We start from the raw sequence: 12,299 nt of genomic DNA on the forward strand, positions 1-12,299 counted from the left end.
CGCGGCCCGGGTCCCCGTCCGAACCCCGGCCCGGATCCCCGTCCGAACCCCAGCCCGGATCCCCGTCCGAACCCCAGCCCGGATCCCCGTCCGAACCCCAGCCCGGATCCCCGTCCGAACCCCAGCCCGGATCCCCGTCCGAACCCCAGCCCGGATCCCCGTCCGAACCCCAGCCCGGATCCCCGTCCGAACCCCAGCCCGGATCCCCGTCCGAACCCCAGCCCGGATCCCCGTCCGAACCCCAGCCCGGATCCCCGTCAGAACCCCAGCCCGGATCCCCGTCCGAACCCCAGCCCGGATCCCCGTCCGAACCCCAGCCCGGATCCCCGTCCGAACCCCAGCCCGGATCCCCGTCCGAACCCCAGCCCGGATCCCCGTCCGAACCCCAGCCCGGATCCCCGTCCGAACCCCAGCCCGGATCCCCGTCCGAACCCCAGCCCGAGTCCCCGTCCGGACCGCCGCCCCGGTCCGCGCCGGTCGGCCCGGGCACCGCCCCCGCCCCGCGAGGGCCCCGCGCGCCCGGGCGGTTCGCGGTGGCGCTGCGCACCCCCGCGCGGGCCGCCGAACCGCTGCTCGCGCAGGCGCCCGAGGCCTGGCAGCGGCTGTTGCCGTACGCCGTGACCGCCGTGTGCGTGATGACGCTGCTGCCGGTGACGATCGCGGTGCTGACCAACGACTACAAGGCGGGCGGCGGCTGGGCCGGGGCGCTGGGCGTGGCCCAGACCCTGCCGCTGCTGCTCGCCGTGACCCGGCCGCTGCCCGCGTGGGGGATGGTGCTGGTCGCGGACGTCATCGGGGCCGCCGTACTGACCCAGGCCGACCGGGTGGCCGGGCACGCCTGGCCCTGGACGCCGATGGCGATCATCGGCTACCTGGTGCTGATGGCCTGCCTGGGACTGCGCGAGTCCATCCGGACCCTGGTCGGGGTGTGGCTGGCGACCGGCGTGGCCGGGGCGCTGCTGAGCGCCTTCGGGCCGGACGGCGTGACCAACACCGTCGCCCTGCTGTTCGTACTGGCCGGGGTGGTCCTCGCGCTGACGGGAGCGCTGCGCGGGCTCGGCGACGCGCGCCAGAAGATCGCCGAGCAGGAGAGCATCAGCGAAGCCGAGCGGTCCCGGCGCACCTTGCTGGAGGAACGGGCCCGGATCGCGCGGGAGTTGCACGACGTGGTGGCCCACCACATGTCGGTGATCACGGTCCAGGCGGATTCGGCGCCGTACCGGCTGCCCGGCATGGCGGAGCCGGTGCGGGAGGAGTTCGCGGCGATCGCGTCGAGCGCGCGCGAATCGCTGGGCGAGATGCGGCGGCTGCTGACGGTGCTGCGCGGGGACGAGGCGAACGGCGCCGACCGGACCCCGCAGCCGGGCCTCGGCCGGTTGCAGCAGCTGGTGGAGGCGACCGTACGGGCCGGGCAGCCGGTGGAGTTGGCACTGGCCGCGGGCGCGGCCGGGGCGGCGCCGCCGGCCGTGGACCTGTCGGCGTACCGGATCGTCCAGGAGGCGCTGGCCAATGTGGTGCGGCACGCGCCGGGCGCCGCGACGCGGGTCTCGGTGACCTTCGACGAGGAGGAGCTCCTGGTGCTGGTGGTCAACGGCCCGGCGCGGGACGCGGTGGTGGCGGTGGAGACTTCGGGCACCGGGCACGGGCTGGTGGGGATGCGGGAGCGCGTACGGTTGACGGGCGGGACGCTGGACATCGGTCCGCTGCCCGACGGCGGCTTCCGGGTCGCCGCCCGCATGCCCATCAACACCGCTCCCGAGGAACCAAGTTGACCATCCGCGTGATCATCGTCGACGACCAGGCCATGGTGCGGGCGGGTTTCGCCGCGCTGTTGTCGGCGCAGGCCGACATCGACGTCGTGGGTGAGGCGCCCGACGGACGCCAGGGGATCCAGGTCTCCCGCACCGTCCACCCCGACGTGGTGCTGATGGACGTGCGGATGCCGGAGATGGACGGGCTCAGTGCCGCGCGCGAGCTCCTCGATCCCCCGCCGGGGGTGGTGCACCGGCCGAAGGTGCTGATGCTGACCACCTTCGACATCGACGACTACGTGTACGAGGCCCTGCGCGCGGGGGCCTCCGGCTTCCTGCTGAAGGACGCCCCGCCGGCCGATCTGATCGCGGCGGTACGGGTGGTCGCCTCGGGCGAGGCGCTGCTGGCTCCGTCGGTGACGCGGCGGCTGATCGCGGACTTCGTCGAGCGGCGCCCCGCGCCGCGCCGGGACCCGGCGCTGCGGCTGAACGGGCTGACCCCGCGGGAGACCGAGGTGCTGGAACTGATCGCGCGCGGGCTGTCCAACCAGGAGATCGCCGGTCATCTGGTGGTCGCGGAGCAGACGGTCAAGACCCACATCGGGCGGGTGCTGGGCAAGCTGGACCTCCGGGACCGGGCCCAGGCCGTGATCTTCGCCTACGAGGCGGGGCTGGTGCGTCCGGGCGACGGCGGCTGATCCCCCCGCTTCCCCTCCCCCTGTTCTCTCCTCCACCCCCTACCGGGGTATGACATCCGACTTGGCTCCACGGTGCGACGCCCGGTCAGGCACCTCCTTCTTACCTTCCTCCTCGTCACGAGGAGAGGAGAAGGGGCATGGGCCGCTTCGCAAGGACACTGGTCACGGCAGCACTGGCGGCGGCCGTGGTCGCGGGCACCGCGGGATGGGCCTCGGCGGACGCCCAGACCGCGGTCACCGGCCCGCCGCCGGGCACCGCCGCCTGGCGGGCCGACGCGGTGTCCGGGCGGCCGCTGCCGGACCCGGCGCGGGCGACGCCGTCGGAGGTCGCACGGTTCTTCGCCGGGCTGGAGGAGACCCGGGCGCAGGGCCTCGTACGCTCCCACCCGCTGGTGGTGGGCAATCTGGACGGGGCTCCGCTCCCTCTCAGGTACGAGGCCAACCGGCTGGCCGTGCTGGCGACCGGCGAGCCCCGCTTCGCTTCGCTGGCCGCGCCCGGCCGGCAGATCCTGGCCTTCGACCCGCGCGGGCGGGGCACCGTCGCCGAGGTCTTCGGGGACCTGCGGCGAGCCGAGCACGTCTCGGTGATCGTGCCGGGCTCGGACAACGACGCCACCACCTACGACCGCCCGCGGGCCGCCCACACCGGCCCGGCGGGCATGGCCCGCGCCCTGAGGTCCGCGACCGGGCCGGGCGTCGCCGTCATCGCCTGGACCGGCTACACCACGCCCGTCGGGATGGGCCTGGACACGGCCCGGGGGCGGCTGGCGCAGGCGGGCACGGTCCGCCTCGCCCGGTTCACCGAGGGGCTCGGCGCGGTCGGCGCACCCGACCCGGTGCTCTTCTGCCACAGCTACGGCTCGGTGGTCTGCGGGCTGGCGGCCCGGCACGCGGACGCCACCGACATCGTCGCCTTCGGCTCCCCCGGAATGCGCGCCGACAGCGTCGCCGACCTGCACACCGAAGCCCGCGTATGGGCGGCGCGCGGGCCCTCCGACTGGATCTCCGACGTGCCCAACGTGGAGTTCGCCGGGCTCGGCCACGGTGCCGATCCCACCTCGGCGGCCTTCGGCGCCCGCCCCGTCGACGCCGCCGACGTGACGGGCCACACCGGCTACTTCACCCCCGGCACCCGGTCCCTGAAGGCCTTCGCCTCCATCGCGACGGGAGCGGCCCGATGAGCACGCCGTCCCTCCTCACCAAGGCGCGGGCGGCCGCCGGCCGGATCGACGCGAAGACCCCCGCCCACCGGGACCGGGCGATCGACGGGCTGCGCGCGCTGGCCCTGCTGGCCGTGCCGACCGGGCACTGGCTGCTCGGCGGTTTCACCCTCGACCCCGAAGGCGGCCTGCACAACGCCAGCCCCCTCTCCGCCTTCGGCGGCCTGGCCCCGGCCAGTTGGGTGCTGCAGATGCTCGGCGTCTTCTTCCTCGTCGGCGGCTACGCCTCGGCGCTCTCCTTCCGGCGTCACACCGGATCGGCCGGGGCCTGGCTCAAGGGCCGGATCGCCCGGCTGGGGCGGCCGGTGCTCGGGGTCACGGCGGTGTGGGCGCTGGCCGCGCCCGTGCTGTACGCGGCCGGGGTGCCCGAGGCCACCCTGCGGACCGGGGCGAAGCTGGTGATCCAGCCGCTGTGGTTCGTGGGGGTGTACGCGGTGGTGACCGCGCTGACCCCGTACTGCGTGCGCGCCGCGCACCGGCTCGGAGGCTGGGCGGCGGCCCCGCTGCTCGCCTCGGTCGCCGTCGTGGACTTCCTGCGCTACGGGCCCTTCGCGGACTCGGTGCCCGGGTGGGTGGCGCTGGTGAACATCCTGCCGGGCTGGCTGTTCGCGTACCAGCTCGGCGTGGACTGGGGCGAGGGCCGGATCGGGCGGCGCGGAGGCCGGCTCCTGCTGGTGGGCGGTGGCGCGCTGTTCGCGGCCCTGCTGATGCTCTTCCACTACCCGGCGTCGATGGTCGGCGTGCCGGGCGAGGCCCGGACCAACTCGCATCCGCCGTCGCTGCTGGTACTGGCCCTGGCCGCGGCCCAGTCGGGAGCCGCGATCCTGCTGCGGGACCGGCTGGCCCGGCTGCTGGCCCGGCCGCTGCTGTGGGCGCCGGTGGTCGTGATCAACCTGTGCGCGATGACGATCCTGTGCTGGCACCAGACGGCGATGCTGGCGGCCGCCGTACCCGGCTCGTTCGCGGGCGGCCTGGCCGGGCTGACGACGGCGCCGGACAGTGTCGGGTGGATCGTGGCGCGGCTCGCGTGGATGCCGGTGTTCGCGGTGCTGCTGGTGGGCATCGCCCGGTACGCCCGCCGCTTCGAGCAGCCGTGGACACGGGCCTCGGCGACGCGACGGACCGTCGCGGGCCTGCTGGCGGCCGGATTCGCGGTGTTCGCCCTGGGACTGGCGTAGGCCGTCTCTTCCGGATCTTGTTCACCGTCGCAGCTGACCGCGACTGAACGGGCGGACGGCCGGAGCACCCGTATGAAACGAGAGCGCCGCTCCCCGAGGGGAGCGGCGCTCTCGTGCGTTCTCGTGCGCTCTCGGCGAGCCGTCAGGCGATGGAGGCGGCGACGATAGCGGCGACCGCGAGGTTGCAGGATGCCGTCACCCACACGGCGGGGTGCGGCTCGGGGTCGACCACGATGGCGCCGAGCTTGCCCGGGGTCACCAGGTCCAGCACCAGGAAGGCCACGGCCATCAGGATCAGGCCGAGGAGTCCGAAGGCCGCCGTGGAGAGCAGGCCCTTGCCGAAGCTGTCGTACGTGGTCCAGATCGAGGTGAAGACGATGCCGCCGATGCCGAGCAGCGCCGAGGAGAGCATCACGGAGGCGTTCCGGTTGCGCTCTTCCCAGATCTGCTTCGGCAGTTTGCCGGGGGTCAGCACGTCCACCAGGACGATGCCGAGGATGAGCAGCACCAGGCCGACGCCGCCGAATGCGGTGGTGCGGCCAAGTCCGTTGATGATGTCGCTCATTGGGAAGCCGTCTCCGGGGTGGGGTAGGAAGTACGTCGCGTGCCTGTCGTCGCGGTGGCCGAATCTATCGCACGGCACCGCACCCGACCATGGGGAGGTCAGGAAATGGCAGAGCTCAGGGCGGCGCGGCCCGCCGAGGCCGGAGCGCTGACGGAGCTGGTCCTGCGCTCCAAGGCGCACTGGGGGTACGGCGCGGAGTTCCTTGCCGCGTGCGCGCCGGAGTTGCGGATCGGGGCCGGAGACGTGGTGCGGCGGCGGATCGTGGTCGCCCAGGGGGCGGCCGGGGCCCGGTCCGGCGGCGGCCCGGCCGCCGTGCTCGGGCTCGCTTCCCTGGACGGGGAGCCGCCGCTCGGGCGGCTGGGGCTGCTCTTCGTCGAACCGGCCGCCATCGGCTCGGGCGTGGGCCGCCTGCTGTACCGGGACGTGCTGCGGCGCGCCGCCGGGCTCGGCTTCCGCCGGCTGCTGATCGACGCCGATCCGCATGCCACGGGGTTCTACCGGGCGATGGGCGCGGTGGCCTCGGGTCCGGAACCGGAACCGGAACCGGGGCCGGAGCCGGACGCGGGGCCGGATGCCACCGGCGGGCTGGTGCGGTTCGAGGTGGCGCCCGTGCCCCTGGCCGACTGGGCCCGTGCCTGGACGGGCGGCCGGGCGGCCGTGCACGTGGGCAATGTCGCCGAGTACAACGCGCAGTTCGCGGACGCCTCCCTGGACCGGGAGCAGCACGCCGCCCACCACTACGCCTGCCTCGCCGCCTTCTACAGCCCGCGGCCGGCCGCGCTGGTGCTGCCGCGCCCGGTGCCGCCGGGATGGATCTCCTTGCTCGGGCGCCAACTGGACTGGCCCGCCGGGGTGGAGGTGTACGACGGGCTCGCGGAGCGGGATCCGGGCCTCTCGGACGCCGTACGGTCCCGGCCGGCGCTGGCCGCACGGCTGACCGGGACAGCGGCCGAGGCCGGGGCCGACACCGGGGTCGGAGCCGAGGCCGGTGCGCCCCTCGTACCGTGGGGCCTGACCGCCCCCTTCGCACGGCTGGCCCGGCGCCCGTGGCGACCGGACGAGCTGCGGTACGAGTCGAAGTCGGCGGCTCACGGCCTGTTCGGCCGGATCCTCGCGGAGGGCGGGCACCCCGCGATCACACTGCCCGCGCAGTGGCGGGCGGACACCCGGCGGACGGCGGTCCGGCTGCTGGCGTCCCGGACCAAGGCGGGCGAGAGCACCGTTCTGAAATCGGAGCACGGCGTCGGCGGCTCGGGCACCACGGTGATGACCCCCGGGCGGGTCCGCGCGGCCGGCGGCGCCCGGGCGGTGGTGCGGGCGCTGCCGCGCGGACCGCTGCTGGTGGAGGAGTACGTACGCGGTCCGGCGGATCCGGCCGAGCCGCGCGACCTCACGTACGACGGGTTCGTGGACCCGCGGGGCCGCGTGCACGAGGTCGGCGGGGCGGTCATGGACGTGGCGGACGGCGGGTACCGCGGGGCGACGGTGGGTCCGGGGGTGCTCCCCGGGTGGGCGGAGGAACCGCTGCTCGGCTTCGGCCGCGCAGTGGGCCGGGAGCTGTCGGCCGCCGGCTACCGGGGCTGGTTCGACGTGGACTTCGTCGCCGACGGCGCGGGACGGCTCGCCCCGACGGAGACGAACCTGCGCCTGACCGGGCCGTCCGTCGCCTTCGTGGTGGCGGCCCGGCTCGACGAACTGCGGGGCGCGGGGCACTTCGTACGGATCGCGGACCGGGTGGAGCTGGGTGCCCGGCTGCCGGAGGCGGCCTTCGGCGAACTGTGCGAGCGGCTGTCCCGCCGGTGCGCCGGGATGGGCGCGGTGTTCCTCCCCGCCATCCCCACCGGCGCCTTCGAACCGGCGCCCTGGATGGGCGCCCTGGTGGCCGCGACCGGCAGGGAGCTGCTGGACGCGGCCGAACGGCTGGTGCGGGCGGAGGCCCTGTCCGTCGGAGCGATGTTCGGGGAGCCGGCCGGGGCCCGGCCGGCCGGGACTCAGCCGGCCGGATCGGTGGCCCGGGCCCCGTCCCGGTCCGCTCCCTGAGCCGGAACCGAAGCCGAAGCCGACGCTGAAGTCGATGCCGACGCCGACGCCGACGCCGACGCCGACGCCGACGACGCCGGGTCCGGTTCCACGTCGAAGACACTGAGCGGCGGACGTGAGGCGTAGACCGCCACGATCCCGGCGGCGATCATCAGCGGGATGTTGAAGGCGTAGACGAGCGCGGCCTGTTGGGGCCAGTCCTGCTTGGCCGCGAGCCGGTAGAAGTTGTCCTGCGGCCACCACGCGGCCAGCAGGTAGACGATCGCCAGATGGGCGGCCGCGGTGATGCGCGGGCCGCGGCGCCCGTGGCGGCGCATCCGGGACCGGCCGGCGAACAGGAACCACACACCGGCCGCGAACGCCCAGCACTCGAACATGTAGAGGAGGAAGAAGAGCGTCGCGTACGGGTTCGGAACACCGGTGAGGTCCGTGGAACCGGGCCAGAGGATCAAGGTCAGGATCATGGTGAAGCCCGCCACCAGGACCAGCCCGACCGCGATGAAGAAGATGAGGCCGATCCATCCGGCGATGTTGGGCCCCTCGAACCCGCGCACGTACCTGCCGCCGTACTTGCTCCCGCCTCCGCCCGGCTCGTCCCCCGCCGATCCCGGCGGCATCGGGAGCGCGGCCCGCTGCTCGCGGCCGGCCCTGTCCCGGGGAATCCGGGGCAGCCGGAACACGGCACTCGGCATCATGGCCCCCGGAAGCCTGCCCGCCAGGTGCCGGCGCAGTTCCCCGCCGTCGGGGAGGTCGGAGCCAGGGGGCCAGGTGTCGTCCTCCGCGGCCGGGGCGAGGAAGGCGACGAGCATCGGCCGCGCGTTCACCCCCGTACCGGCGCCCTCGACCTCGGCCAGGAGCGCGGCGCCGACCGCCTCGTGGCTGCGGATGGCGGACTCGACGGGATGCGGGTCGAGGACTTTGCCGTCCGCGGTGAGCCGGTCGCGGATCCGGCCCCGGAACTCCAGCAGGCCGTCGGGGCGCAGCACTCCGAGGTCGCCGGTCGGGACCGGTTCGCCGCCGCCGGGCACGGTGAGGTGGATCTCCCCGTCGCGTACGTCCAGTACGCAGCCGGGGAAGGCGGCGCCGATCAGCGAGAGTTCCTCGGCGCCGTCCAAGGGGCCGGCGAGCTGCGGGAGTTCGAAGCGGGCGCCGACACCCGCCGCTTCGGTGGGCCCGTAGACGTTGAGCAGCCGGGCCCCGGGCCGCAGCCGGGCGAGCAGGGCGGCCTGCTCGTCGAGGTAGAGGCGGTCGCCGGTGACCGTGACCATGCGCAGTGACCGCAGCCCTTCGTCGGGGCGGCGCAGGGTCCGCGACAGGGACGCCTCCCGGTCGCGGACGAGGAGCTGGGTGGCGGTGCCGGGGTCGGTGTGCAGGACGGTGACCCGCTCGGCGTCGACGGCGCGGCGCAGCGATTCGGGTGTCCAGCGCGGGTCTTCGGGCAGGACGAGGGTGCCGCCCTCGCACAGGGCCCGCGGCCATCCGGCGGCGAAGCCGGTGAGGTCCGGGGCGGCGGTGATCAGGTGCCGGTCCTCGGGAACGGGCCCCACCACCCGGGCCCACCCCTCGTGGGCGGCGAGGAGCCGGTCGTGGGAGAGGGGGACGGCCCGCCGGTCCGCGCCTCCGGTGAAGAGCACGGCGGCCGTGTTCCCTCGGGGAGTCCGGTCCGGCGGATCGGTGGACAGCCCGCTCGTGGCCGCCGCCTGCTGGGCGTCGAGGCGGATCACCCGCAGGTCGCCGCCGTCGTCGAGGCGGGCCCGGTCGGCGGAGTCGGCGAGCAGGACGGAGGGGCGGGCGGCGGCGAGCTGGCGCTGTCCGGTGCGCGGGTTCTCCACGTCGACGACGGTGTAGGCGGCGCCGGCCTTGAGGATGCCGAGGAGCAGGACGAGGAGTTCGGCCCGCGGGGTGGAACCCACGGCGACGACGGCGTGCTCGGGCAGTCCCGAGCCGATCAGGTGGTGGGCCACCTGGTTGGCCCGTGCGTCGAGTTGTCCGTAGGTGAGACTGCCGGCGCCCGCGGCGAGGGCCTGGGCTCCCGGGGTGTCGCGTACCCAGCGTTCGAAGCGGGAGAGAACGGTGTCGCCGGTGTGCGGGCCGGAGTGCGTGAAGGGCTCTGATCCCTGCGTCATGGACCGATTCTGGCACCGGGCACCGACAGGCACGAGGGCCTCGGAAATCCCTCGTACGAACGATGGTTGATCCACTATCGTCCTGCGCTGGTACGCGGCCGGAGCCGGCCGGTACCGGTGGACAGGTTTCAAGTGGTCGGAGGCAGCAGCATGGCCAAGGAATTCCAGGTGACGTACGACTGTGCCGATCCGGGCGCGCAGGCGGTGTTCTGGGCGCAGGCTCTGGGCTATCGCGTCCAGTCGCCGGAGGGGTCCGCCGACTGGGCGGCCATCTCGGATCCGGACGGCAAGGGGCCGCGGCTCTACTTCCAGCGGGTCCCGGAGGCCAAGACGGAGGCGAAGAACCGCCTGCACCTGGACGTGCGGTCGGCGCCCGGCCTCAAGGGGGACGAGCGGATGGCCGTGCTGGAGGTGGAGGCCGCGAGGCTGGAGGAGCTCGGCGCGAAGCGGCTGTACCGGCTGGAGTCCGACGAGGAGAACGAAGGGATCATCGTGATGGCCGATCCCGAGGAGAACATCTTCTGCCTCGACTGACCTGTCGAACAGGGTTCCTGGTCACCCCGGGGGCATCTGCCCCTTGACCTCAAGTTTGGTTGAGGTCCTACGGTTCGTCTCATGGATATGGAAGTCACCGCCTGGACCTCGCTCCACAGCGCGATCAACGCCCAGCAGGACCGGCGCCCGCTCTCGCGGGCCGGCCTGCGCCGGATCGCCGCCTTCGCCCGCCCGCACCGGCGCGGGCTGACGTACTTCCTGCTGCTCAGCGTGGTGACCGCGCTGCTGGCGGTGGCCACCCCGGTGCTCGCGAGCCGCGTGGTCACCACGATCGTCGAGGGCCGCGAAGGCGGTACGGTCACCCGCCTCGCCCTGCTGATCGCGCTGATCGCGGTCGCGGAGGCGGGGCTGGGGCTGGTCCTGCGCCGGCTGTCGTCCACCCTCGGCGAGGGGCTGATCCTGGATCTGCGGACGGCGGTCTTCGACCACGTGCAGCGGATGCCGGTGGCGTTCTTCACCCGGACCCGGACCGGTGCGCTGGTCAGCCGGCTCAACAACGACGTGATCGGCGCGCAGCGGGCCTTCAGCAACACCCTGTCGGGGGTGGTGTCGAACACCGTGACGCTGCTGCTGACCCTGACCGTGATGCTGGGCATCTCCTGGCAGATCACGCTGCTGGCCCTCGTGCTCCTGCCGGTGTTCGTGCTGCCCGCCCGCCGGATGGGGGTGCGGATGGCGGCGCTGCAGCGTGAGGCGTCGGCGCTCAACGCCTCGATGGGCACGCAGATGACCGAGCGCTTCTCGGCGCCGGGCGCCACGCTCGTCAAGCTGTTCGGGCGGCCCGACGAGGAGTCGGCGGAGTTCGCGGCGCGCGCCGCCCGGGTGCGTGACATCGGGATCCGCACGGCGATGGCCCAGTCGGCCTTCATCACCGCGCTCACCCTGGTCTCCGCGCTGGCCCTGGCGCTCGTGTACGGGCTCGGCGGCCACTACGCGCTCGCCGGCACGCTGGACGCGGGCTCGGTGGTGGCCCTGGCCCTCCTCCTGACCCGGCTGTACGCGCCGCTGACCGCGCTCGCCGGGGCGCGGGTCGAGGTGATGAGCGCGATGGTCAGCTTCGAGCGGGTCTTCGAGATCCTCGACCTGAAGCCGCTGATCTCCCAGAAGCCGGACGCCCGCCGGGTGCCGGAGGGGCCGGTGGCCGTGGAGTTCGACAAGGTCTCCTTCGGCTACCCCTCCCCCGACAAGGTGTCCCTCGCCTCCCTGGAGGAGGTCGCGACCCTCGACGCGCGGGGCGGCACCGAGGTGCTGCACGAGGTGTCCTTCCGCGCCGAGCCCGGGCAGATGATCGCCCTGGTGGGTTCCTCGGGCGCCGGGAAGTCGACCATCGCGCAGTTGCTGCCCCGGCTCTACGACACCGACTCGGGTGCGGTCCGCCTCGGCGGGGTCGACGTACGGGACCTCACCGCGGACTCGATCCGCGAGACGCTGGGCATGGTCACGCAGGACGGCCACCTCTTCCACGAGTCGGTACGGGCCAACCTGCTGCTGGCCCGCCCGGAGGCCGGGGAGGACGAGATCTGGGAGGCCCTGCGCCGCTCCCGGCTGGACGGGCTCGTGGCCTCGCTCCCGGACGGGCTGGACACGGTCGTCGGCGAGCGCGGCTACCGGCTCTCGGGCGGGGAGCGCCAGCGGCTGACCATCGCCCGGCTGCTGCTGGCCGGCCAGCGGGTGGTGATCCTCGACGAGGCCACGGCCCATCTGGACTCCACCTCGGAGGCGGCGGTCCAGGAGGCCCTGGCCGAGGCCCTGTCGGGCCGGACCGCCGTGGTGATCGCACACCGGCTGTCGACGGTGCAGGCGGCCGACCTGATCCTGGTGGTGGAGGACGGCCGGATCGTGGAACGCGGCACCCACGCCGAGCTGCTGGCGGTGGGCGGACGGTACGAGGAGCTGTACCGCACCCAGTTCGCGGCGGCCGGCCCGGACGGGGACACCCCGGCGGCGGATGCCCTCCCGGACGGCGCGGCGGCGGTCTCCGGCGGGTGACGGCCAACGGGGCGGCCGGGGGCGGTATGGGTCCGCTGTGGTGGCCGAACCCCTCGTTCACGGGACGCACTGCGAACACGTCGGAACCACCGGCAGGTGATCGACGGGATTCTTCACCTCGAGCACGCCCGAGCCGTGGCCACCCGATGCGACGAGCGCGGCTACGGCTTCCTCGGC

Annotated in this window: 9 protein-coding genes; 7 read left to right on the forward strand and 2 right to left on the reverse strand. The window is 74.3% G+C overall.

The window, feature by feature from the left end; translation table 11 throughout:
* Nucleotides 1-533: 533 nt before the first annotated feature.
* The 4 genes from OG276_RS01845 (at nucleotide 534) to OG276_RS01860 (ending at nucleotide 4,847) form a co-directional block, all read left to right on the forward strand.
* Nucleotides 534-1,772, forward strand: coding sequence for a sensor histidine kinase (locus OG276_RS01845; protein WP_266901999.1), 1,239 nt, complete (start codon nucleotides 534-536; stop codon nucleotides 1,770-1,772).
* The gene (locus OG276_RS01850; protein WP_266883770.1) at nucleotides 1,769-2,449 is read left to right on the forward strand and encodes a response regulator transcription factor; all 681 of its coding nucleotides are present in this window, start codon (nucleotides 1,769-1,771) and stop codon (nucleotides 2,447-2,449) included. The genes OG276_RS01845 and OG276_RS01850 overlap by 4 nt, the downstream gene beginning before the upstream one ends.
* A gap of 137 nt (nucleotides 2,450-2,586) precedes the next feature.
* Entirely contained in the window at nucleotides 2,587-3,630 is a 1,044-nt protein-coding gene (locus tag OG276_RS01855; protein WP_266902001.1) for an alpha/beta hydrolase, read from the forward strand.
* Nucleotides 3,627-4,847, forward strand: coding sequence for an acyltransferase (locus OG276_RS01860; protein WP_266902003.1), 1,221 nt, complete (start codon nucleotides 3,627-3,629; stop codon nucleotides 4,845-4,847). Before OG276_RS01855 ends, OG276_RS01860 begins: the two co-directional genes overlap by 4 nt.
* Before the next feature lie 142 nt (nucleotides 4,848-4,989).
* Here the strand turns inward: OG276_RS01860 and OG276_RS01865 are convergent, their stop codons facing one another.
* Nucleotides 4,990-5,412 (reverse strand): DUF350 domain-containing protein, encoded by a 423-nt coding sequence (locus OG276_RS01865; RefSeq protein ID WP_266902005.1) that lies wholly within the window; start codon nucleotides 5,410-5,412, stop codon nucleotides 4,990-4,992.
* A gap of 105 nt (nucleotides 5,413-5,517) precedes the next feature.
* On the opposite strand from OG276_RS01865, the gene OG276_RS01870 reads away from it, so the two are divergent.
* The gene (locus OG276_RS01870) at nucleotides 5,518-7,452 is read left to right on the forward strand and encodes a GNAT family N-acetyltransferase (RefSeq protein WP_266902007.1); all 1,935 of its coding nucleotides are present in this window, start codon (nucleotides 5,518-5,520) and stop codon (nucleotides 7,450-7,452) included.
* Here OG276_RS01870 and OG276_RS01875 read toward each other — a convergent pair.
* On the reverse strand, nucleotides 7,404-9,578 hold the full coding sequence (locus tag OG276_RS01875) for an AMP-binding protein (protein WP_266902009.1): 2,175 nt from the start codon (nucleotides 9,576-9,578) through the stop codon (nucleotides 7,404-7,406). The two genes, OG276_RS01870 and OG276_RS01875, sit on opposite strands and share 49 nt — an antisense overlap.
* A 150-nt stretch (nucleotides 9,579-9,728) precedes the next feature.
* On the opposite strand from OG276_RS01875, the gene OG276_RS01880 reads away from it, so the two are divergent.
* On the forward strand, nucleotides 9,729-10,112 hold the full coding sequence (locus tag OG276_RS01880) for a VOC family protein (protein WP_266902011.1): 384 nt from the start codon (nucleotides 9,729-9,731) through the stop codon (nucleotides 10,110-10,112).
* 81 nt (nucleotides 10,113-10,193) lie between these two features.
* A complete protein-coding gene (locus tag OG276_RS01885) occupies nucleotides 10,194-12,122 on the forward strand; it encodes an ABC transporter ATP-binding protein (protein WP_266902013.1) in 1,929 nt (642 codons plus the stop codon).
* The last annotated feature ends 177 nt before the right edge of the window (nucleotides 12,123-12,299 follow it).

Origin of the sequence: Streptomyces sp. NBC_00086, from assembly GCF_026343255.1 — a bacterium.
Taxonomy (GTDB): domain Bacteria; phylum Actinomycetota; class Actinomycetes; order Streptomycetales; family Streptomycetaceae; genus Streptomyces.

Bases quoted from the DNA above. Each gene is read 5' to 3' on its own strand.
- OG276_RS01870 (WP_266902007.1), top strand. From the start codon at position 5,518: ATGGCAGAGCTCAGGGCGGCGCGGCCCGCCGAGGCCGGAGCGCTGACG.
- OG276_RS01855 (WP_266902001.1), top strand. From the start codon at position 2,587: ATGGGCCGCTTCGCAAGGACACTGGTCACGGCAGCACTGGCGGCGGCC.
- OG276_RS01875 (WP_266902009.1), bottom strand. From the start codon at position 9,578: ATGACGCAGGGATCAGAGCCCTTCACGCACTCCGGCCCGCACACCGGC.
- OG276_RS01885 (WP_266902013.1), top strand. From the start codon at position 10,194: ATGGATATGGAAGTCACCGCCTGGACCTCGCTCCACAGCGCGATCAAC.
- OG276_RS01865 (WP_266902005.1), bottom strand. From the start codon at position 5,412: ATGAGCGACATCATCAACGGACTTGGCCGCACCACCGCATTCGGCGGC.
- OG276_RS01880 (WP_266902011.1), top strand. From the start codon at position 9,729: ATGGCCAAGGAATTCCAGGTGACGTACGACTGTGCCGATCCGGGCGCG.
- OG276_RS01860 (WP_266902003.1), top strand. From the start codon at position 3,627: ATGAGCACGCCGTCCCTCCTCACCAAGGCGCGGGCGGCCGCCGGCCGG.